Genomic DNA, 21391 nt, shown 5'->3' with positions numbered 1-21391 from the left:
GGCGGCAACGGGAGGCGAGATGCTCGATGCGGACGGCCACGCACCGGTCGACGATCTCGTCGAGGACGCGCACCGGCTGCGCCGCATCTACGACGACGACCTCGGGACCGGCGGCGCGACCGGCTCGCCGCGGTCGGTGGTCTCCGACTCCTGGCAGCGCAGCCTCGCCGCCAGGGTGGACCCGGAGAGCCGGCTGCCCCCGCTCGTCTACCGGGCCGACGAGCTGCGCGAGGTCCGCGAGAACCATCCGCTGCACTCGGTCCTGCCGTTGCTGCGCACGACGCTGGTGAGCATCGCCGACGAGGCGATGCACGTCATGCTCGTCACCGACGCCGACGGGCACGTGCTCTGGCGCGACGGCGCGCACGGCCTGCTGCACTCCGCCGACGACGTCGGCCTCGTCGAGGGCACCCGCTGGACCGAGGACGCGATCGGTACCAACGCCATGGGCACCGCGCTCGCGCTCGACCAGCCGGTCCGGATCCACTCGGCGGAGCACCTCGTCCGCACCTACCACGACTGGACCTGCGTGGCCGCGCCCGTGCACGACCCGGACACCGGCGACACCATCGGCGCCATCGACATCTCGGGCCCGCTGCACACCGTGCACCCGGCGCTGGTCCAGCTGGTGACCGCGACCGCGCACCTGGCGGAGAACCAGCTGCGGGTCCGGGTCGCGATCGCCGACGAGCGGCTGCGGGTCAAGAACATGCCGCACCTGGCCGCGCTGCGCGGGACCGAGGGGGCGCTGCTGTCCCCGAGCGGACGGGTGATCGCCAGCGAGCCCTACGGCCGGTTCCCGGAGCGGGTCCGGCTCGAACAGGGCACCGACCGCGTCCGGCTCGGCGACGGGCGGGAGATGTCGGTCGAGCCGCTGTCGGAGGGCTACCTGCTGGTCCCGCCGTCGCGGCGCCGTGGGCGCACGGTCACCCGCAGCACCCCGGCGTCGCTGGCGCTGCGGTTCACCGGTGGCTCCGGGCCGCGGATCACCGTGGACGGCGAGGAGATGCCCGCGACCCTGCGCCCGGCCGAGATCCTCACCGCGCTGGCCCTGCACCCGGACGGCCTGTCCGGGGAGCAGCTGACGTTGATGCTCTACGGCGACGACGGCAACCCGACGACCGTCCGCGGCGAGATCCACCGGCTCCGTGCCTCGCTCGGCGCCGACCTGCTGCCGACCCGCCCGTACCGGCTGGCCACCGAGCCGGACGCCGACTTCCTCCGGATCCGTACGGCGCTGCGCGAGGGGCGCACCGTCGACGCGCTCGACGCCTGCCACGGCGAGCTGCTGCCCCGCTCGGACGCCCCCGCGGTCCGCGAGCTGCGCGACGAGCTGATCGCCGGGCTGCGGCACGCGATCCTGGCCGCCGACGACATCGAGCTGCTGCACCGCTTCACCGGGCACCCGCTCGGTGAGGAGGACATCGAGACCCACGAGCGGCTGCTGGCGCGGCTCGGCCGCGAGGACCCGCGCCGGGCCGCCGTCGCGGCCCGGCTGGAGCGCCTGCTCGCCTGAGCGCGGGCCGGCCCGGACGAGAGGGCCCGCCGCCGGGGCCGGCCACGCCCGTGGCCCCGGTCGCGGCCCGCCGGCCCCGGCTCAGGTCCGCGCGGCCAGCGGGCTGTCCGGCTCCGGCTCCAGCTCACCCGCCCGCCACAGCGCGGCGTAGCGGCCGCCGGCCCGGACCAGCTCGTCGTGCGGGCCCTCCTCCACGATCCGGCCCCCGGCCAGCACGACGATCCGGTCCGACCGGCGGGCCGTCTGCAACCGGTGGGCGACGACGAACGAGGTGCGCCGCGACGACACCCGCTCGCCCGCGGCGAGCACCGTGGCCTCCGTCGCCGGGTCCAGCGCCGCGGTCGCCTCGTCGAAGATCAGCACGTCCGGGTCGACGAGCTCGGCCCTGGCCAGCGCGACGAGCTGGCGCTGCCCCGCGGACAGTCCCTGCCCCCGCTCGCCGACCGGCGTCCGGAAGCCGTACCGCAGCGAGCGCACCAGGTCGAGCGCACCGACCGCCCGGGCCGCCGACTCGATCCGCTCGCGCGACGCGTCCGGACGGCCGTAGGCGATGTTCGACGCCACGCCCCGGGTGAACAGGTGCGCCTCCTGCGGCACCACACCGAGCCGGGACCGGTACGCGGCCAGCGGATAGCGCCGGACGTCGACGCCGTCCACCCGGACCTCGCCCTCCCCGGCGTCGTAGAACCGGGCCAGGAGCTTGATCAGCGTGGACTTGCCGGCCCCCGTCGCGCCGACCAGCGCGACCGTCTCGCCCGGCGGGACCCGCAGCGACACGTCCTCCAGCGCCGGGTTCTCGACCCCGGCGTAGCGGAAGGTCACGTGGTCCAGCTCAACCTCGCCGCGCAGCCGTTGCGGCACCGTGACCGAGCCGGCCGTCGCGAGCGGCCGGTCCGGGACCGAGGTCGGCGTGCGCAGCAGGTCGGAGATCCGGCGCAGGCCGACCCGGGCCTGCTGGTAGCCGTCGAACACCTGGGACAGCTGCTGCACCGGGCCGAAGAACAGCGTCAGGTACAGCAGGAACGCGGTGAGCACACCCGGGGTGATCCCACCGGTGACGATCATCGAACCGCCGACGCCGAGGACGACCGCCGCGGCGACGTCGGACGGCAGGGCGACGAACGGGAAGTACACGGCGATGTAGCGCTGCGCCCGCAGCCGCGAACGCCGGTAGGCGTCCGACCGCTCCCCGAACCGGTCGTAGCTGAGCTCCTCGCGGACGTAGGCCTGCGCGATCCGGACCCCGGTGACGTTCTCCTGCAGGTCCGCGTTCACCACGCTCACCCGCTCGCGCGCCTCCTCGTAGGCCCGCGAGGAGAAGCGGCGGAACACCACCGTGCCGAGCGCCAGCAGCGGCAGCAGCCACCCGAGCGCGACCAGCGCGAGCTGCGCGTCGGTCGCGATCAGGGCCACCGCGACGCCGCCGATGGTCAGGACGCTGACCACGGCCTGGGCCAGCCCGGTCTGCAGGAACGTGGACAGCGCGTCCACGTCGGTGGTCATCCGGGTCATGATCCGGCCGGACAGCTCGCGTTCGTAGTAGTCGAGCCCGAGCCGCTGCAGGTGGGCGTAGCTGCGCAGCCGCAGCAGGTAGAGCAGGCTCTCCCCGGCCCGGGCGGTCACCACGGTCTGGAACCCCACGACCACCGCACCGAGCGCCACGATCACCAGCCCGCCGAGTGCGGCGTAGAGCAGCACGTCGGTCGACGCCCCGACGATGCCGGAGTCGACCGCGACCCGGGCCAGGCTCGGCAGCGCCAGGGTGGCCAGCGCGTCGGCGGCCATCAGCACGATGCCCAGCATCAGCAGCCCGCGCACCGGGCGCAGCAGCGACGCCAGCCGGAACTGCGGGTCCGGCGCGGTCGGGTCGTTCTCGCCGCGCAGCCGCGGCGACTCGGTCGCCGGTGGCAGCTTCGCCACCGACTCGAGCAGCTCCGGGGTCGCGCTGATCCCGCCGACCCAGCCGGCGCCCCCACCTCCGCCGTCCCGGGAGAGTGCGCGGTCCGGGTCCTCCGCGTGCTCGACGTCGGGCCACAGCTCGGGGGTGTGTCCCGGACCGTCGCTCACGGCACCGTCGACGGCGGAACCGTTCGTCGCGCCGTCGGCCGCGGCACCGTGTGCAGCGCCGTCGGCCGCGGCACCGTCGGCCGCAACGGCGCCGGTCACGGCGGTCGCGGCGGTCCCGTCGGCCGCGACGGTCCGGCCGGCCGGGGTGCCGAGCTCGTCCGCCGGGCCGGTCGCCAGCAGGTCGCGGAACAGTGCGCACCGCCCGCGCAGCTCGTCCTCGGTGCCGATGTCGACCACCCGGCCCCGGTCGAGCACCGCGATCCGGTCGGCCAGCGCCAGCGTGGACCGGCGGTGCGCGACGAGCAGCGTGGTCCGATCGGCGGTCAGCTCGTGCAGGGTCGCGTGGATCGCGGCCTCGGTGGCCGTGTCGACGGCGGACGTCGCGTCGTCGAGCACCAGGATCCGCGGCCGGGTGAGCACGGCGCGGGCCAGCGCGATCCGCTGCCGCTGGCCACCGGACAGGGTCAGCCCGCGTTCGCCGATCTCGGTGTCGTAGCCGTCGGCCAGCTCCTCGACGAACCCGGCGACCTGGGCGGCCTCCGCGGCGGCGTGGATCTCCTCGTCGCTCGCGTCCGGACGGCCGTAGGCCATGTTGTTGCGCACCGAGTCCGAGAACAGGAACGCCTCCTCGAACACGACGCCCAGCTCGGCCCGCAGGTCGTGCAGTCGCAGGTCGCGCAGGTCGACGCCGCCGAGGCGGAGGCTCCCCTCCTGGGGGTCGTAGAACCGTGGCAGCAGCAACGCCACCGTCGACTTGCCCGAACCCGGCGGGCCGACCAGCGCCAGCGTCTCCCCCGGCTCGACCCGCACCGACAGCCCGTCGAGCACCGGATCGGGCGCGGCGTGCCCGTCCGGGCCGGACCCGGCCGGCTCGTAGCCGAACCGGACCCGGTCGAGCTCCACCGCCAGCGGCCCGTCGGGCAGCTCCCGCGGCCGCTCCGGGTCGGTGATGCCCGGCTCCGCGTCGACGATCTCGTACACCCGCTCGGCGGCCGCCCTGGTCAGCTGCCCGGTCACGACCAGCGCGCCGATCAGCCGGGCCGGCCCCACGAGCATCCCGACGTAGGTGGTGAACGCGAGGAAGGTGCCCAGGTCGATGGTGCCCTGCGCGGCCATGTACCCGCCGACGCCGATCACGGCGACCTGCCCGAGGCCGGGCAGCGCCAGCAGCGCCGGGTTCAGCCGCGCCGTCAGCCAGGCCGCACGCAGCCGCTCGCCGTAGAGCCGGTGCGCGCGCCGCTCCAGCCCGGCGGTCTCCCGGGCCTCCTGCCCGAAGCCCTTGACCACCCGCACCCCGGTGACGGTCTCCTCGACCTGCTGGGCGATCTCCGCGGCCCGCTGCTGCGCGGACCAGGTCGCGGGGAAGAGCCGGTGCCGGATCCGGTTGGTGGCGAGGAAGGCCAGCGGGAGCATGACGAGCGCGACCACGGTGAGCGCCGGGGAGAGCCACAGCATCGCCGACACCGCGACGACGACGAGCACCACCGTGCCCGCCGAGAGCGGCACCATCGACAGGAAGCCCTGGACGAGCTGCAGGTCCGAGATCGACCGGGAGGCGACCTGCCCGGTCCGCAGCCGGTCCTGGCGCACCCCGTCCATCCGCTGGACCGCGGCGAACAGCGCCCGCCGCAGGTCGTGCTGCACGTTGAGCGCCATCTTGCCGCCCAGGTAGCGGCGGACGAACGCACCGGCGAACTTGACCACGCCGAGCACCAGCAGGCCGAGCACCATCGGCAGCAGGATGCCGGGATCACCGCCGACCACGCCGTTCACCCCGGAGCGGATCAGCAGGGGGCCGACCGCCTCCAGCCCGACCCCGGCCATCGAGGCGACCATGGCGCCGATCGTGACGCGGCGGTGCCGCAGGCAGGCACGGGTGAGACGGCGGATCCAGCCGGGATCGGCGGTTCGGGAGCGGGGCACCTCGCCAGGCTATGCCCGACCCCCGACAGGGACGCGCGTCAGGTGATGTCGCGGCGGCCGCCGACGACCGCGGCGACCGCCACCGCGGCCGCCGTCCACGCGGCGAGGACCAGGACCGCGACCCAGCCGGGCGGCGGGGCGCTCACCCCGGCGAGGAACTCCAGCACCGAGCTGCCGCCCGCACCGACCGCGCCCACCGGCACCTCGTAGAGCGCGACATCACCCGCGTTGCCCGGCAGGAACGCGGTGAGCCGGGCGAACACCGACGGCTCACCGGCCGCGGAGTCACCGGCCTGCAACGCGGCGGCCAGCAGGTTCTCGCCGACCATCAGCCAGCCCACGGCGAGCGCGACCGCCCCGGGCTGGTTGGGCACCAGCGTGCCGAGCGCGACCCCGAGCACCCCCCACAGCGCGCAGACCAGCACCCCGACCGCGCCCAGCACCAGCACCTCGCCCCAGGACGGGAGGTCCTGCCCGCCCAGTACCGCCCCGCCCAGCAGCGGTCCCAGCACCGCGACGACCAGCCCGTACCCCCCGGCGACGACGGCGGCGACCACCGCCTTCGCCGCCAGCACCTGGAGCCGGGAGCCGGTGAGGAAGGCGAGCGTGATCGTCCGGTGCCGGTACTCCCCGGCGGCGAGCAGGGCCCCGAACGCCGCGCCCACCACCGCGGTCATGCTCAGCACCGACGCGAGGCCGGTCAGCACGAGGATCGCCGAGGTGTCGCTCGCGGCCGGCGCGAACAGCGTCATCAGGCCGCCGAACAGGCTCATCGCCAGTGCCAGCAGCAGCACCGGGAGCAGCAGCAGCCACCAGAGCCGGGTCGACGTCGTCCGCCGGGCCTCGCCGTGCAGCACCGCCAGCCAGCGGTGCGGGCTGCCGAGCCTCATCCGGGGTCCCCCTCCGCGAGCAGCTGCCGGAACATCTGCTCCAGGCCGATCCGCTCCTCGGTCATCCCGTGCACCGCGACGCCCGCGGCGAGCGCCACGTCCCCGACCCGGACCGCGTCCGCGCCGGCGACGGCCAGCCAGCCGTCCCCGGCGCCGGCCGGCCCGTCGACCTTGTCGACCTCGGGCAGCCCGTGCGCGACCAGTGCCTGCGCCAGCCGTTCCGGGGCCGCGGACCGCACCAGCACCCGCGCGCCGTGGCCCGCCCGCAGCTCGGACACCGCGCCGTCGAACCGGCACCGGCCGTGGTCGATGACCACCAGCCGCTGCGCCGTCAGCTCCATCTCGGCGAGCTGGTGGGAGGAGACCAGGACGCTGCGCCCGGACGCGGCGAAGGCCTGCAGGAAGGCCCGCAGCCAGGCGATCCCGTCGGGGTCCAGCCCGTTGCCCGGCTCGTCGAGCACCAGGATCCGCGGGTCCCCCAGCAGGGCGGCGGCCAGCGCGAGCCGCTGGTTCATCCCGAGCGAGAAGCCACCGGCCGCGCGGTCCGCGGCCGCGGCCAGGCCGACCAGGGCCAGCACCTCCTCGACCCGGGCGTCCGGCACCCCGACGGCCGCGGCGGCGGCCCGCAGGTGGGCGCGCGCGGTCCGCTTCGGGTGCACCCCCTGCACCTCGAGGACGGCACCGACCACCCGGCCCGGCGACTCCAGCGCGGCGAACGGGACACCGTCGACCAGCGCCCGGCCGGCACTCGGGACGACGAGCCCGAGGATCATCCGCAGCGTCGTCGTCTTGCCCGAGCCGTTCGGGCCCAGGAACCCGGTCACCGAGCCCGGCTCGACGGTGAACGACAGGTCCCGCACCGCCTCGACCCGCCCGAAGTCCTTGCCGAGCCCGTCGACCACGATCCGCCCGGGTCCCGCGTCGTGCACGTGGATCTCCCGCCCGTCTCGTGTGCCGGTACCCGGGTGCTCCCGCGGGTACCGAGTGCGCCACCATCCTGGCCGACCGGGCGGCCGGTGCCCCGACCGGGACACCGCAGGACCGGGTGTCCGGAAATGAGACACGCCGAAACTTGACTCGTTCCAGAAACGACGGCAGGCTCGTCGTCGTGTCGACCGCTTCGGACTACGAGGGCATGTTGCGCGGGGCAGCGCTGCGCGTGACCCGCCCTCGCCTGGCCGTGCTGCACGCCGTGCACTCCCACCAGCACGCGGACACGGACTCGATCATCCGGGTCGTGCGGGAGGACATCGGCGAGGTGTCCCACCAGGCCGTCTACGACGTCCTGAAGGCACTGACCGGGGCCCGGCTCGTACGGCGCATCCAGCCGACGGGTTCGGTCGCCCGGTACGAGGCGCGGGTGGGCGACAACCACCATCACGTCGTCTGCCGGTCCTGCGGGGCCATCGCCGACGTCGACTGCGCCGTCGGCGCCGCGCCCTGCCTCACCGCGTCCGACGACAGCGGCTTCGTCATCGACGAGGCCGAGGTCGTCTACTGGGGACGGTGCCCCGACTGTTCGACCACCACCACAGAACCAGAAGGAGTTCGGAGTGTCTGACGAGCACCCCACCGTCGAGAGCCAGATGAACCGGGAGGAGGACGGCGGCTGCCCGGTCGCGCACGGCGGGATGCCGCACCCGACCGAGGGCGGCGGCAACATCGACTGGTGGCCGAACCAGCTCAACCTGAAGATCCTCCGCAAGCACCAGGTCGCCGCCGACCCGTTCCACGGCGAGTTCGACTACGCCGCCGCGTTCGCCGCCGTCGACCTCGGTGAGCTGGCCCGCGACGTCGACGCGGTCATCACCACCTCGCAGGACTGGTGGCCGGCCGACCACGGCAGCTACGCCGGCCTGTTCATCCGGATGGCCTGGCACTCCGCGGGCACCTACCGGACCTTCGACGGCCGCGGCGGCGCCGGTGCCGGCATGCAGCGCTTCGCCCCGCTGAACAGCTGGCCGGACAACGGCAACCTGGACAAGGCCCGCCGCCTGCTCTGGCCGGTCAAGCAGAAGTACGGCCGCTCGGTCTCCTGGGCCGACCTGCTGATCTTCGCGGGCAACCGGGCCCTGGAGGTCTCCGGTTTCACCACCTTCGGCTTCGCCGGCGGCCGCGCCGACGTGTGGGAGCCCGACGAGGACGTCTACTGGGGTGCCGAGACCACCTGGCTGGGCAACGAGGCGCGCTACGGCGGCAGCACCGATCTCGCGCACCGCGAGCTGGAGAAGCCGCTGGGCGCCGCGCACATGGGTCTGATCTACGTCAACCCGGAGGGCCCGGACGCCAGCGCCGACCCGGTCGCCGCCGCGCGCGACATCCGCGAGACGTTCGGCCGGATGGCGATGAACGACGAGGAGACCGTCGCGCTGATCGCCGGCGGGCACACCCTCGGCAAGACCCACGGTGCCGCGAACCCCGACGAGAACGGCAACGTCGGCCCGGAGCCCGAGGGCGCCGACATCACCGAGCAGGGCCTGGGCTGGAAGCAGAACTTCGGCTCCGGCAAGGGCCGCGACGCGATCACCTCCGGGCTCGAGGTCGTCTGGACCCGCACCCCGAACCGGTGGAGCCACGACTTCTTCGACTTCCTGTTCCGCTACGAGTGGGAGCTGGAGACCTCGCCGGCCGGCGCGAAGCAGTACGTCGCGAAGGACGCCGAGGCGATCATCCCGGACCCGGAGGAGGGCTTCCCGGCGCGCAAGCCGACGATGCTCACCACCGACCTGGCCCTGCGGTTCGACCCGATCTACGAGCAGATCTCGCTGCGGTTCCGGGACGACCCGCAGGAGTTCGAGGACGTCTTCGCCCGCGCCTGGTACAAGCTGACCCACCGTGACATGGGCCCGCGGGAGCGCTACGTCGGCGCGCTGGTCCCGTCCGAGGAGCTGCTCTGGCAGGACCCGGTCCCGGCCGTGGACCACGAGCTCGTCTCGGCCGACGACGTCGCCTCGATCAAGGCGACCGTGCTCGACTCCGGGCTGTCGGTGTCCGAGCTGGTGTCGACGGCGTGGGCCGCGGCCTCGTCGTTCCGCAACTCCGACAAGCGGGGCGGCGCCAACGGCGGCCGCATCCGCCTGGAGCCGCAGCGCAGCTGGGAGGTCAACGACCCGGCGCAGCTGACCACGGTCGTCTCGAAGCTGGAGTCGCTGCAGGCGCAGGTCAACGGCTCGCTGACCGGGGGGAAGAAGATCTCCTTCGCCGACCTGGTCGTCCTCGCCGGCGCCGCGGGCGTCGAGAAGGCCGCGAAGGACGCCGGGCACGACGTCACCGTGCCGTTCGTCCCGGGCCGCACCGACGCCACCCAGGAGCAGACCGACGTCGAGTCGTTCTCCTACCTGGAGCCGGCGACCGACGGGTTCCGCAACGTCCTGGGCAAGGAGAACCGCCTCCCGGCGGAGTACCAGCTCGTGGACCGCGCGAACCTGCTCGGCCTGACCGCGCCGGAGCTGACCGTGCTGGTCGGCGGCCTGCGGGTGCTGGGTGCGAACACCGGTGGTGCCACCGCCGGCGTCCTCACCGAGCGGCCGGGCACGCTGAGCAACGACTTCTTCACCACCCTGCTCTCGGCCGGCGTCGAGTGGCACGCGGTGTCCGGCGACGACAACGCCTTCACCGCGGTCGACGCCTCCGGGGCGCAGAAGTGGACCGGGACCCGCGCCGACCTCGTGTTCGGCTCGAACTCCGAGCTGCGCGCGGTGGCCGAGGTCTACGCCAGCGACGACGCGGGCGAGAAGTTCGTGCAGGACTTCGTCGCCGCCTGGGACAAGGTCATGATGGCCGACCGGTACGACGTCTGATCATCCGCTGACGCGCGCACGACGCCCGGGACCGGTCCGCCGGCCCGGGCGTCGTCGTGTCGGCGGTCAGTTACCGAGCAGTGCCGGGGCCCACACGGCGGCACGGGGACGGGCCGCCCACCACAGCCGGGCGTACCACCGGTGCACCGCCGATCCCGCGGGCCGCGACCGGCGGCACCGGCGGTGCCGGTCGGCCTCGGCGTGCAGCTCGTGCATCCGGGCCCGGGCGAGCATCGCGGCGATCTCCCCGTTCACGACGGGTCCTCCGGCACGATCTCCCCGATCGGGCGGGGCAGCCACGCGGCGAGGAACATCTCGACCGGCCGGGCGCCCGGCGGTGCGGTCGACGGGTCCCGGCGACGGTCCGCGTAGCGCGCGACGAGCGCCTGGAACTCCGCGGTCATGTCGCGCAGCTCCGCCGCCGTGAGCCAGGTGACGGTGTTCCACGAGCTCGCGGCGCGGCGCCACTGCTCCGGCTCCTGGCCGAGCCGCCGGTTCCAGCGCTTGATCCGGGCCGCCGTGTCGTCGATGAAGACCTCCGACAGCGCCTCGACGGCCATCGCCGCCTCCGGCTCCATGCCGTCCTCCACCGACCAGGAGTGCCCGTCGTGCACCAGGCGCCACGGCTTCTCCCGGCCGCGCCCGCCGTCGGCCGGCTCGACGAAGCCGTACTTCGCCAGGATCGACAGGTGGTAGGAGCAGCTGGCCACGCTCTCGCCGGTGATCTCGGCACAGCGGGTCGCCGTCGCGGAGCGCTCCAGCGTCAGGAGGTTGACGATCGCGATCCGCAGCGGGTGCGACAGCGCCCGCAGCTGGGCCGGATCCGTCAGCGATGCGCGGTTCTCGGACATGATGGCAAGGTATCTTGCGCAAGACATCTTTAACAAGACTTCTTGCGATACGCGCTACGCCAGCGCGTGCAGGATCTCTGCGAGCCGCCGCGGCTCGGAGAACATCGGCCAGTGCCCGGTCGGCAGCGCCGTGAACGCCCACTCCGGCCCGTCCATCCCGGCGAAGCCCGGCACCCCGGCCTCGATCGCACCGCGCACGTCGTCCGGGGCGAAGCTGCAGGCCACGACGGTCTTCGGCAGCGTCGGATCGGGCGTGCCGCGCCGCACCCCGGTCAGCACGACCCCGGCGGGCTCGACCTCCGAGCGCGCCCGGACCTGCTCGAACAGCGCGTCCGGGATGCCCTCGGTGCTCGTCCCGAGTGCCGCGAACCCGTCGCGGTCCGGCATCGGCTGCCCCGTGCCGTGCGCCGTGATGGCGGCCCGGATCCGCTCCTGCGCCGCGGGCCCGGTGAAGTCGACCTGGGCGACGCCGTCGGGCAGCGGGCCGGTGTCGACGAACACCAGGTGCGCGACCCGGTCCCTGGCCCGCTCGGCGGCCGCGGCGCAGACCGGGCCGCCGCCGCTGTGCCCGACGAGTACGACGGGGCCACCGGCACCGGGGAGGGCGTCGAGCACGTCCTCCACATGGGACTCCGCGGTGTCACCCGGTGCGTGGCCCAGCCCGACCGCCGTCACCTCGTGGCCGCGGGAGCGCAGGTCGCCCGCCACCTCGTCCCACGCCCAGGGGCCGAGCCAGAATCCGGGAACCAGCACGAACGTCGTCATGGGCACGACGATGGCACCGGACGAGGACCGTTCCGGTCCTCGTTACTACTGCTACTTCTTCGGAGCCTGCGCGCCCTTCAGCCGGTCGGTCTCGCGCTGCGTCTCGGCCCGGGTGTTGCGCTCCTGGCGCAGCCACTCCGGCTGCTCCTCCTTCAGGGCCGCGATCTGCTCGGTGGTCAGCGGCTCGGTGATCCCGGCCCTGGCCAGTCCGGAGATCGACACCCCGAGGCGGTCGGCGACGACCGGGCGCGGGTGCGGCCCGGTGCGGCGCAGCTCGCGCAGCCACTCCGGCGGATCGGCCTGCAGGGCGTTGAGCTCGTCGCGCGAGATCACCCCGTCCCGGAACTCGGCGGGCGTGGCCTCGAGGTAGACACCGAGCTTCTTCGCCGCCGTCGCGGGCTTCATCGTCTGGGTGGACTTCTGCGACGTCATCGCGCCAGGGTACGAGGGGCGGCCGGGGACCCGGGCACCGGCGGAATAACCTGGCCCGGTGACCGACCCGGGCGACGCCGCATCCTTCAGGCTCGGCTACGTCCCGGGCGTCACGCCCGCCAAGTGGGCCCGGACCTGGGCCGAGCGGCTGCCGGACGTGCCGCTGGACCTCGTCGCGCTGGACGTCGCGGGCGCCGAGCCCGCCGTGCGCGCCGGCACCGTGGACGCCGGGCTGGTCCGGCTGCCGATCGACCGGGACGGGCTGCACGCGATACCGCTCTACACCGAGACCACCGTCGTCGTCGCCGGGAAGGACCACGTCGTCACCGCGGTCGACGAGGTCGCCGTCGCCGACCTGACCGGCGAGGTCGTCCTGGACCCGCCGGACACCGGGCTCACCTGGCCGGACGGCCCCCCGGGCGTCGCCCCCGCGGCCGCGGTCGCGACGACGGCGGAGGCGGTCGAGCTCGTCGCCGCGGGCATCGGGCTGCTCGTCGTCCCCCAGTCACTGGCGCGGCTGCACCACCGCCGCGACCTCACCTACCGCCCGCTGACCGGCGCGCCGGAGTCGGGCGTCGTCCTCACCTGGCCGGAGGACCGGACGACCGACCTGATGGAGCAGTTCATCGGGATCGTCCGCGGGCGCACGGTGAACAGCTCCCGCACCCCCGCGCGGGCGGCCGCGGCGACGCCACCGGCCCCCGCGAGGCGGGCCGGGTCGCGCCCGCAGGGCCGCCGGGGCCGTCGCCGCTGACCCCGGACACGACGAGGCCCCCGCACCGGTGCGGTGCGGGGGCCGTCGTGGACGCGAGGGGGGTCAGGCAGCAGCGGCCTGCTTCTTGGCGGCGAGCTTCTCCAGCCGCCGGGTGGTGGGCCAGCGGACGTTGGTCGCCCAGCCCGCCTTCTCGAAGCCCCGGATGACGATGGCCGAGATGTCGATCTGGCCCTTCTTCACGCCGTGCCGGGCGCAGGTCGGGTCGGCGTGGTGCAGGTTGTGCCAGGACTCGCCGAAGGAGAGCACCGCCAGCCACCAGACGTTCGCGGACTTGTCCCGCGAGGCGAACGGCCGCTCGCCCCAGATGTGGCAGATCGAGTTGATCGACCAGGTGACGTGGTGCAGCAGCGCGACCCGGACCAGGCCGGCCCAGAAGAACGCGGTGAACGCGCCCCACCAGGACATCGTCACCAGACCGCCGATGAGTGCCGGGCCGAGCAGGCTGCCCACGACGATCAGCGGGAAGGCCTTGTCGACCCGCTTGATGTCGGCGTCCTCCAGCAGGTCCGGCGCGAACCGCTTCATGTTGGTGAGGTCGCGGTCGAACAGCCAGCCGAAGTGCGCGTGCACGAAGCCCTTGACCAGCGCCCGCGGGCCGGTGCCGTAGAGCCACGGCGAGTGCGGGTCGCCCTCCTTGTCGGAGAAGGCGTGGTGGCGGCGGTGGTCACCGACCCAGTCGAGGACGCTGCCCTGCAGCGAGATGCTGCCGGCGACCGCCAGTGCGATCCGCAGCGCGCGGTTCGCCTTGAACGAGCCGTGCGTGAAGTACCGGTGGAAGCCGACGGTCACGCCGAGCCCGCTGATCACGTAGAACACCGCGAACAGCGCGACGTCGACCCAGCCGAGCCCCCAGCCCCAGGCGAGCGGGATCGCGGCGAGCAGCGCCAGCGTCGGCAGCGTGACGAACACGCCGATCAGGAAGACGGCACCGGGCGGGCGGGTGCCCTCGGTGATCGGTGCTGGCGCCCGCTTCTCGGGAGCGGGAGTGGGCGGAGCGGCCTCGAGCGTCATGGCTCCATGAGACCTCCGGACGTACCCGTCGGGCAGTGCGGCTAACCCCCCTATCGGGCTTCGGGTTCGACCGCCCGCGCACTTGACCCGTCGGTAACTTACGACTACTGAACGGGGAGTGAAACTCTCCACGATCCTCCCCTACGGCGACGACCCGATCCGCAACGCGGACGCGGTCACCGAGATGGAGCGCGCCGGCCTCGACATGGTCTGGGCCGCCGAGGCGTACAGCTTCGACGCCGTGTCGCTGCTCGGCTACCTCGCCGCCCGCACCGAGCGGCTCGAGATCGGCTCGGCGATCCTGCCGATCTACTCGCGCACACCGGCCCTCACCGCGATGACGGCGGCCGGCCTGGACGCGCTCTCCGGCGGCCGCTTCACCCTCGGTCTCGGCGCGTCCGGGCCGCAGGTGATCGAGGGGTTCCACGGCGTCCCCTACGACAAGCCGGTCGGGCGCACCCGGGAGATCATCGAGATCTGCCGCCGGGTCTGGCGGCGCGAGGAGAAGCTCACCAACGAGGGCCTGTACCCGATCCCGCTCCCCGAGGGCAGCGGCACCGGTCTCGGCAAGCCGTTGAAGATCATCAACCACCCGCGGCGGCCGGACATCCCGGTCTGGGTGGCCGCACTCGGCGAGAAGAACCTGGAGATGACGGCCGAGCTGGCGAACGGCTGGCTGCCGCACGTCGTGCTGCCGGAGAAGATCCAGGACGTCTTCGGCCCGTCACTGCGGGCCGGCTACGCCCGCCGGGCCCCGGAGCTGGGACCGCTGCAGATCACCGGCGGCGGGATCTGCGCCCTGGAGGAGGAGATGTTCGCCCCGGCCCGCCAGGCCGCGCGCGGGCTCTACGCGCTCTACATCGGCGGGATGGGCGCCCGCGGCAGGAACTTCTACAACACGGTGTTCGCCAAGCAGGGCTACCCGGACGCGGCGAAGGCCGTCCAGGACCTCTACCTGGACGGGAAGAAGGAGGAGGCGATGGCCGCCCTCCCCGAGGACTTCATCGACAAGGTCACCCTGATCGGACCGGAGGGGCACGTCCGCGAGCGGATCGCCGCGCTGCGCGAGAACGGGATCACCCACCTGCACGTGAACCCGATGACGGCCTCCGGCGAGACCTCGGAGATGTTCTCGAAGCTCAAGTCCTGGATCTCCTGAGCGGCCCCGGCCGCCGCGCGGATCCGGGCTCCGCGCGGCGCCGTAGCCCTGACCTCCGGGTGCCCGTACCCGAGCTGCGCCGTTCGGCGCAGTGACGGGGGTCGCGTCACCACGCGTATCGCCGGGCGTACAGAATGTGTGAGGTCGTCCACGGTCACCGCGCCGGAGGCAACCTCCGCACGGGCGCGGTGACACAACGAGGAGGAGCACCGACTTGCTGGAGCAGGCCATCCGGACCTCCGACGAGCCGATCTCCCCGGGGCAGTACCGCCACACGGCGACGCACGCCTGGTGGATGGGCACGGTCTTCGTCTCCGACGAGCTGTGCGTGCACTACTCCGAGCACCTGCTCCAGCAGTGGACGCCGGTCGACCCCGCCGAGGACTGGCTGCTCGACCGGGAGCTGACCGGCCAGGTCCGCTGGCTGTGCGGGGACGGCGCGCGCGCCGTCGAGGAGGGCTTCCGGATCGCCGACCAGTGGCCGACCGGGCGCTTCCGGGCCCCGCACGGCGACTTCTACGCCGACCTGAACGGGCACCTGCCCGCCGCCCGGCCCGGCTCGTGGTCCAACCCGACGCTGCCGTTCCTGCTCGCACTGCCGCGCGACCCGGCCGAACTGCTGGGCCGGCTGATCGACGAGAGCCCGCCCGGCCGCGGCTACACCGGCCCGTTCCAGAGCGCCGTCGACGCGCTGCGCACCTGCCGGGTGCCCGCCGACCTGCGCGCCGTGATCTACGCCACACTGCGCGACCTCCCCACCGTGAGCGTCGGCGAGGCCACCGACCTCGACGGCGAGCGGTACCCGACCCTGGTGCACGACGACGGCCCGGTCCGCTCCGAACTGCTCGTCTCCCCGGTCGACGGCCAGTACGCCGGGGAGCGGGACACCGTCCGCCGCCCGGCGCGGGTCGGCCCGCCGGTGGGCACCGTGATCGCCGAGACGACGGTCTCGACGTCGGTCGTCGACGTGCTCGGATCGCCGCCCGGTTTCTGAATCGTGCGGGTGAACCGATTCTGCCCCTCCGATCACGACGAGGTCACGAATTGGGACCCGGCACACTGCCGCCCGTCGTACGGAGGGGACTAACCTGGTACGCGGTCGCGACAAATCGAGCAGCTACCAAGGCGGTTGACGCAGAGTGTCATCGAGCAGTACCTCCCATCCGGCGAGCGACTTCGGTCCCAACGAGTGGCTCGTCGAGGAGATGTACCAGCGCTTCCAGGAGGACCCGTCGGCCGTGGACCCGGCCTGGCACGAGTTCTTCGCCGACTACGGCGGCGGCGGTGAGAAGCCCGCCGCGCACGAGCCCGCCGAGAACGGCGAGAGCACCGCGGACGGCGGCACCTCCGCCACCGGCAACGGGTCCGCGCCGAAGGCGGAGCCCGGCGGGGTGACCCGCGGGTCGGCCACCGAGGACGACAAGGACAGCCCAGCCGCCACGGGCGGCGCGACGGCGCGGTCGTCGTCGGCGCCGTCGCAGAAGGCGGTCGAGAACGGCTCCCGCGCCGGTGGCCGCGCGACCGGTTCGGCGCGCGACGTCCCGCCGCCGGTGACGCCGAAGGCCGAGACCCCGCCCGCCGACGAGCGCACCCGCCCCGCCGCGAAGCCCGCGGCCGGCAGCGCCTCGAAGGCCGCCAAGCCCGCGCAGGACGGTGGCGGCGCGACCTCCGCCCCGTTGCGCGGTGCGGCGAACGCCATCGCCAAGAACATGACCGCGTCCCTCGGGCTGCCGACCGCGACCAGCGTCCGCGCGGTCCCGGCCAAGCTGCTGGCCGACAACCGCATCGTCATCAACAACCACCTGAAGCGGACCCGCGGCGGGAAGCTGTCGTTCACCCACCTGATCGGCTTCGCGCTGGTCAAGGCGCTGGCCGACTTCCCGAACATGAACCGGCACTTCGCCGAGGTCGACGGCAAGCCCTCGGTCGCCACGCCGGAGCACGTCAACCTCGGCCTGGCGATGGACATGCCGGGCAAGGACGGCAGCCGCACCCTGATCGTCGTCTCGATCAAGGGCTGCGAGGTCATGTCCTTCGCCCAGTTCTGGGCGGCCTACGAGGGCATGGTCCGCAAGGCCCGGGACGGCAAGCTCACCGCCGACGACTTCGCCGGCACCACGATCAGCCTCACCAACCCGGGCACGCTGGGCACCAACCACTCGGTGCCGCGGCTGTCCGTCGGCCAGGGCACGATCGTCGGCGTCGGCGCGATGGAGTACCCGGCCGCGTTCCAGGGTGCGTCCGAGGAGCGGCTGACCGAGCTCGGCATCTCCAAGATCATCACGCTGACCTCGACCTACGACCACCGGATCATCCAGGGCGCCGAGTCCGGCGACTTCCTGCGCCGGGTGCACAACCTGCTGCTCGGCGAGGAGGGCTTCTACGACGAGATCTTCGCGTCGCTGCGGGTCCCCTACGAGCCGATCCGCTGGGTCAAGGACTTCCCCGAGGGCGAGGTCGACAAGACCGCGCGGGTGCTCGAGCTGATCGAGTCCTACCGGACCCGCGGCCACCTGATGGCCGACACCGACCCGCTGAACTACCGCCAGCGCCGCCACCCCGACCTGGACGTGCTCAGCCACGGGCTGACCCTGTGGGACCTGGACCGCGACTTCGCGGTCGGCGGGTTCGGCGGCCAGAGCCACATGAAGCTGCGCGACGTGCTCGGCCTGCTGCGCAACTCTTACTGCCGCACCATCGGCATCGAGTACATGCACATCGCCGATCCCGAGCAGCGCAAGTGGCTCGAGGAGCGGATCGAGATCCCGCACCAGAAGCCGGACCAGAGCGAGCAGAAGTACATCCTTTCGCGGCTGAACGCGGCCGAGGCGTTCGAGACCTTCCTGCAGACGAAGTACGTCGGGCAGAAGCGGTTCTCGCTGGAGGGCGGCGAGACCGTCATCCCGCTGCTGGACGCCGTGCTGGACAAGGCCGCCGAGAGCGAGCTCGACGAGGTCGTCATCGGCATGCCGCACCGCGGCCGGCTCAACGTGCTGGCCAACATCGTCGGCAAGCCGATCAGCCAGATCTTCCGCGAGTTCGAGGGCAACCTCGACCCGGGCCAGGCGCACGGCTCCGGCGACGTGAAGTACCACCTGGGCGCCGAGGGCAAGTACTTCCGGATGTTCGGCGACGGCGAGACCACCGTGTCGCTGACCGCGAACCCCTCGCACCTGGAGGCCGTGGACCCGGTGCTCGAGGGCATCGTCCGGGCCAAGCAGGACATCCTGGACAAGGGCGACGGCGGCTTCACCGTGATGCCGGTGCTCATGCACGGCGACGCGGCGTTCGCCGGGCAGGGCGTGGTCGCGGAGACGCTGAACCTGGCGCTGCTGCGCGGCTACCGCACCGGCGGCACCGTGCACGTCGTGGTCAACAACCAGGTCGGGTTCACCACCGCGCCGGAGCACTCGCGCTCGTCGCAGTACTGCACCGACGTGGCGAAGATGATCGACGCCCCGGTCTTCCACGCGAACGGCGACGACCCGGAGGCCTGCGTCTGGGTCGCCAAGCTGGCCGTCGAGTACCGGCAGCGCTGGAACAACGACGTCGTCATCGACATGATCTGCTACCGCCGCCGCGGGCACAACGAGGGCGACGACCCCTCGATGACCCAGCCCTCGATGTACGACATCATCGACGGCAAGCGCAGCGTCCGGAAGATCTACACCGAGTCGCTGATCGGCCGCGGGGACATCACCGTCGAGGAGGCCGAGCAGGCCCTCAAGGACTTCTCCAACCAGCTGGAGCACGTCTTCAACGAGGTGCGCGAGCTGGAGCGGACCCCGCCGGTGATCTCGCCGTCGATCGAGGACGTGCAGCAGGTCCCGTCGGACCTGGACACCTCCATCCCGCTGGAGGTCCTGCACCGGATCGGCGACGTGCACGAGACGCTGCCCGACGGCTTCGAGGTGCACAAGCGCGTCGAGCCGGTGCTGCGCAAGCGCTACACGATGTCCCGCGAGGGCAACGTGGACTGGGCCTTCGCCGAGCTGCTCGCCATGGGCTCGCTGGCGATGGACGGCCGGCTGGTGCGGCTGTCCGGCCAGGACTCCCGGCGCGGCACGTTCGTGCAGCGGCACTCGGTGCTGATCGACCGGCGCACCGGTGCGGAGTACGTCCCGCTGCGGAACCTGGCCGAGGGGCAGTCGAAGTTCCTGGCCTACGACTCGGCGCTGTCGGAGTTCGCCGCGGTCGGCTTCGAGTACGGCTACTCGGTCGCCAACCCCGAGGCGCTGGTGCTCTGGGAGGGCCAGTTCGGCGACTTCGTCAACGGCGCCCAGTCGATCATCGACGAGTTCATCTCCTCCGGTGAGGCGAAGTGGGGCCAGCTGTCCGACGTCGCGCTGCTGCTGCCGCACGGCCTGGAGGGCCAGGGCCCGGACCACAGCTCCGGGCGCATCGAGCGGTTCCTGCAGCTGTGCGCCGAGGGCTCGATGACGGTCGCGCTGCCGTCGGACCCGGCGAACTACTTCCACCTGCTGCGCCAGCACACCCTCGACGGGGTCCGGCGGCCGCTGGTCGTCTTCACCCCGAAGTGGATGCTGCGGGCCAAGCAGGTCGTCAGCCCGCTGTCGGACTTCACCGAGGGCCGGTTCCGCCCGGTCATCGACGACCCGGAGCACGCCGGCACGTCCGGGCCGGTCTCCGGGGTCGACCGGGTGCTGTTCTGCAGCGGCAAGATCTACTGGGAGCTCGCCGCGGCGAAGGAGAAGCGCCGCAAGAACGGCGACTCCGCGGTCGAGAACACGGCGCTGGTCCGCGTCGAGCAGCTGTACCCGATGCCGCTCGAGCAGATCGCCGAGATCCTCGAGCGCTACCCCGACGCCCAGGACGTCCGCTGGGTCCAGGAGGAGCCGGCCAACCAGGGCTCGTGGCCGTACTACGGGCTGGAGCTGCCGCAGAAGCTCCCGCAGCTGCAGGGCCGGTTCACCCGGGTCTCGCGGCGGCGGATGGCCGCGCCGGCCGCCGGGTCGTCGAAGGTGCACGAGGTCGAGCAGGCCGAGCTGATCGACAAGGCGTTCGCGAAGTCCTGACCGCCTGATCTCCCCGGAACGGCCGGGTGCGGGTTCGTCCCGCACCCGGCCGTTCCGTCGTCGGGGACGTCCTGCTGCGGCGCGCGGGGCGGCCGTCCCCCGGGCTCCCGCCACCGGGCGCCGGTGCCGTGGTGCGCCGACCGCCCCGGGCCCTCCGTGCCGAGATGCGGACCGGCGGGGTCTCCCGGTCCCCCGGGCCCGCTCCCGTCCCCCTCGGCGCGGGCCGCCGCGCGCTACCGGGCCGGGACCGGGCGCCGGATCCGGCCCCTCGCGACCAGCTCGACCACGACCAGCGCCGCGACCGTCTCGGCGGCGAGCAGGCCGGCCAGCACCAGGAGCTGGGCCGCGGCGGCCTGGACCGGGTCGCCGCTGCCGAGCAGCACCCCGACGAACGCGCCGGGCAGCGTGACCAGCCCGACCGTGCGGGTCTGGTCCAGCGCGGGCACCAGCGCCTGGCCCGCGGTCGGGCGCACGACGAGCAGCACGGCGTCCCGCGGGAGCAGGCCGAGTGCGAGAGCCGCCTCGTACTCGCCGTGCCGTGCACCCAGCTCGTCGAGTGCCCGGCGGCCGGCCAGCGACGTCGCCGTCATCGCCCCGCCGATCACGATCCCGGCGACCGGGACGACCGCGATCCCGGCGAACGGCACCGCCCCGCTGCCCAGGACGACGACGAGCACCGGCACCACCCCGGCGAGGATCGCCGCCCCCGCCACGAGCCCGGCCCGCCCGGCGGCACCGCCCCACCGTCGACGGGTCCCGGCGGCGCCCGGCCGCCCGGGGCCGCCGCGCGCACCGGTGATCCGCCGCCCGGAGGTGACCGCCGCGACGAGCACCATCAGCACGACGAACGCGACCGTCCCCCACCAGCTGCGGACCAGCGCGAGCAGCACCAGCGCGACGAGCCCGAGCTGCAGCACCGCCCGGGCCACCGCCGTCGCCGAGGACCACGCCGTCCCGGTGCCCCCGAGCGCCGCGGCGGCCGCGGCCAGCGCGACCAGCACCACGAGCGCCACCGCCAGCGGCGGCCCGACGACCACACCCGACCCCATCGGTGCCCCCTCCAGCCGGCCACTCGTGTCCCTGACGCCCCACCGACCCCGAACCAGGCACGACTCATGGAGCATAAGCACGGCCACGCCGGTCCGAAGCTCCATGAGTGCGGGGTG

The 21391-nt window shown here is 73.6% G+C and carries 16 protein-coding genes; 7 read left to right on the top strand and 9 right to left on the bottom strand.

The features are described 5' to 3' along the window. Window positions 1–19 precede the first annotated feature (19 nt). A complete protein-coding gene (locus AFB00_RS16605) occupies window positions 20–1516 on the top strand; it encodes a GAF domain-containing protein (RefSeq protein ID WP_068797997.1) in 1497 nt (498 codons plus the stop codon). A gap of 81 nt (window positions 1517–1597) precedes the next feature. On the opposite strand, the gene AFB00_RS16600 is transcribed toward AFB00_RS16605, so the two are convergent. From AFB00_RS16600 to AFB00_RS16590, 3 genes are all read right to left on the bottom strand, one after another. Further along, entirely contained in the window at window positions 1598–5419 is a 3822-nt protein-coding gene (locus AFB00_RS16600) for an ABC transporter ATP-binding protein (protein ID WP_156819842.1), read from the bottom strand. A 125-nt stretch (window positions 5420–5544) separates the two neighbouring features. Next, the gene (locus tag AFB00_RS16595) at window positions 5545–6396 is read right to left on the bottom strand and encodes a hypothetical protein (RefSeq protein ID WP_068797995.1); all 852 of its coding nucleotides are present in this window, start codon (window positions 6394–6396) and stop codon (window positions 5545–5547) included. Then, window positions 6393–7325: an ATP-binding cassette domain-containing protein gene (locus AFB00_RS16590; RefSeq protein WP_083275572.1), complete on the bottom strand. Its 933-nt coding sequence runs from the start codon at window positions 7323–7325 to the stop codon at window positions 6393–6395. Before AFB00_RS16590 ends, AFB00_RS16595 begins: the two co-directional genes overlap by 4 nt. A gap of 179 nt (window positions 7326–7504) precedes the next feature. On the opposite strand from AFB00_RS16590, the gene AFB00_RS16585 reads away from it, so the two are divergent. After that, window positions 7505–7957 carry a Fur family transcriptional regulator gene (locus AFB00_RS16585; protein ID WP_068797994.1) on the top strand — a complete coding sequence of 151 codons (453 nt, stop codon included), beginning with the start codon at window positions 7505–7507 and terminating at the stop codon, window positions 7955–7957. Next, window positions 7950–10196, top strand: a complete 2247-nt coding sequence (gene katG, locus AFB00_RS16580) for a catalase/peroxidase HPI (protein ID WP_068797993.1) — start codon at window positions 7950–7952, stop codon at window positions 10194–10196. Before AFB00_RS16585 ends, katG begins: the two co-directional genes overlap by 8 nt. 66 nt (window positions 10197–10262) lie before the next feature. On the opposite strand, the gene AFB00_RS16575 is transcribed toward katG, so the two are convergent. Genes AFB00_RS16575 through AFB00_RS16560 form a run of 4 tightly spaced genes read right to left on the bottom strand, consistent with a single transcriptional unit; the run spans window position 10263 to window position 12244 of the window. After that, on the bottom strand, window positions 10263–10451 hold the full coding sequence (locus tag AFB00_RS16575; protein ID WP_068797992.1) for a hypothetical protein: 189 nt from the start codon (window positions 10449–10451) through the stop codon (window positions 10263–10265). Further along, window positions 10448–11047, bottom strand: coding sequence for an ArsR/SmtB family transcription factor (locus tag AFB00_RS16570; protein ID WP_068797991.1), 600 nt, complete (start codon window positions 11045–11047; stop codon window positions 10448–10450). The genes AFB00_RS16575 and AFB00_RS16570 overlap by 4 nt, the downstream gene beginning before the upstream one ends. 54 nt (window positions 11048–11101) lie before the next feature. After that, window positions 11102–11812: an alpha/beta fold hydrolase gene (locus tag AFB00_RS16565; RefSeq protein ID WP_068797990.1), complete on the bottom strand. Its 711-nt coding sequence runs from the start codon at window positions 11810–11812 to the stop codon at window positions 11102–11104. Between the two features lie 51 nt (window positions 11813–11863). After that, window positions 11864–12244 (bottom strand): DUF5997 family protein, encoded by a 381-nt coding sequence (locus tag AFB00_RS16560; RefSeq protein WP_068797989.1) that lies wholly within the window; start codon window positions 12242–12244, stop codon window positions 11864–11866. A 58-nt stretch (window positions 12245–12302) separates the two neighbouring features. On the opposite strand from AFB00_RS16560, the gene AFB00_RS16555 reads away from it, so the two are divergent. After that, a complete protein-coding gene (locus tag AFB00_RS16555; protein ID WP_068797988.1) occupies window positions 12303–12998 on the top strand; it encodes a LysR substrate-binding domain-containing protein in 696 nt (231 codons plus the stop codon). Between the two features lie 63 nt (window positions 12999–13061). On the opposite strand, the gene AFB00_RS16550 is transcribed toward AFB00_RS16555, so the two are convergent. After that, a complete protein-coding gene (locus AFB00_RS16550) occupies window positions 13062–14030 on the bottom strand; it encodes an acyl-CoA desaturase (protein ID WP_068797987.1) in 969 nt (322 codons plus the stop codon). Between the two features lie 118 nt (window positions 14031–14148). Here AFB00_RS16550 and AFB00_RS16545 point away from each other — a divergent pair, with 118 nt between their 5' ends. From AFB00_RS16545 to AFB00_RS16535, 3 genes are all read left to right on the top strand, one after another. Then, window positions 14149–15189 (top strand): LLM class F420-dependent oxidoreductase, encoded by a 1041-nt coding sequence (locus AFB00_RS16545; protein ID WP_068797986.1) that lies wholly within the window; start codon window positions 14149–14151, stop codon window positions 15187–15189. A gap of 214 nt (window positions 15190–15403) precedes the next feature. Then, complete coding sequence (locus AFB00_RS16540) at window positions 15404–16183, top strand: hypothetical protein (protein ID WP_083275570.1); 780 nt, start codon at window positions 15404–15406, stop codon at window positions 16181–16183. Window positions 16184–16394: 211 nt separating this feature from the next. Continuing rightward, window positions 16395–20225: a multifunctional oxoglutarate decarboxylase/oxoglutarate dehydrogenase thiamine pyrophosphate-binding subunit/dihydrolipoyllysine-residue succinyltransferase subunit gene (locus AFB00_RS16535; protein ID WP_068800377.1), complete on the top strand. Its 3831-nt coding sequence runs from the start codon at window positions 16395–16397 to the stop codon at window positions 20223–20225. A gap of 233 nt (window positions 20226–20458) precedes the next feature. On the opposite strand, the gene AFB00_RS16530 is transcribed toward AFB00_RS16535, so the two are convergent. Then, window positions 20459–21274: an ABC transporter permease gene (locus AFB00_RS16530; protein WP_068797985.1), complete on the bottom strand. Its 816-nt coding sequence runs from the start codon at window positions 21272–21274 to the stop codon at window positions 20459–20461. Window positions 21275–21391: the final 117 nt, after the last annotated feature.

Source organism: Pseudonocardia sp. HH130630-07 (assembly GCF_001698125.1).
Taxonomy (GTDB): Bacteria; Actinomycetota; Actinomycetes; order Mycobacteriales; family Pseudonocardiaceae; genus Pseudonocardia.
Note: the sequence above shows the minus strand (reverse complement) of the source record. Positions and strands in the feature narration are given on the sequence as shown.

Excerpts from the sequence above, each read along its gene's own strand:
- AFB00_RS16605 (WP_068797997.1), top strand. The coding sequence starts at position 20 with ATGCTCGATGCGGACGGCCACGCACCGGTCGACGATCTCGTCGAGGAC.
- AFB00_RS16600 (WP_156819842.1), bottom strand. The coding sequence starts at position 5,419 with ATGGTCGCCTCGATGGCCGGGGTCGGGCTGGAGGCGGTCGGCCCCCTG.
- AFB00_RS16595 (WP_068797995.1), bottom strand. The coding sequence starts at position 6,396 with ATGAGGCTCGGCAGCCCGCACCGCTGGCTGGCGGTGCTGCACGGCGAG.
- AFB00_RS16570 (WP_068797991.1), bottom strand. The coding sequence starts at position 11,047 with ATGTCCGAGAACCGCGCATCGCTGACGGATCCGGCCCAGCTGCGGGCG.
- AFB00_RS16565 (WP_068797990.1), bottom strand. The coding sequence starts at position 11,812 with ATGACGACGTTCGTGCTGGTTCCCGGATTCTGGCTCGGCCCCTGGGCG.
- AFB00_RS16560 (WP_068797989.1), bottom strand. The coding sequence starts at position 12,244 with ATGACGTCGCAGAAGTCCACCCAGACGATGAAGCCCGCGACGGCGGCG.
- AFB00_RS16550 (WP_068797987.1), bottom strand. The coding sequence starts at position 14,030 with ATGACGCTCGAGGCCGCTCCGCCCACTCCCGCTCCCGAGAAGCGGGCG.
- AFB00_RS16535 (WP_068800377.1), top strand. The coding sequence starts at position 16,395 with ATGTACCAGCGCTTCCAGGAGGACCCGTCGGCCGTGGACCCGGCCTGG.
- AFB00_RS16530 (WP_068797985.1), bottom strand. The coding sequence starts at position 21,274 with ATGGGGTCGGGTGTGGTCGTCGGGCCGCCGCTGGCGGTGGCGCTCGTG.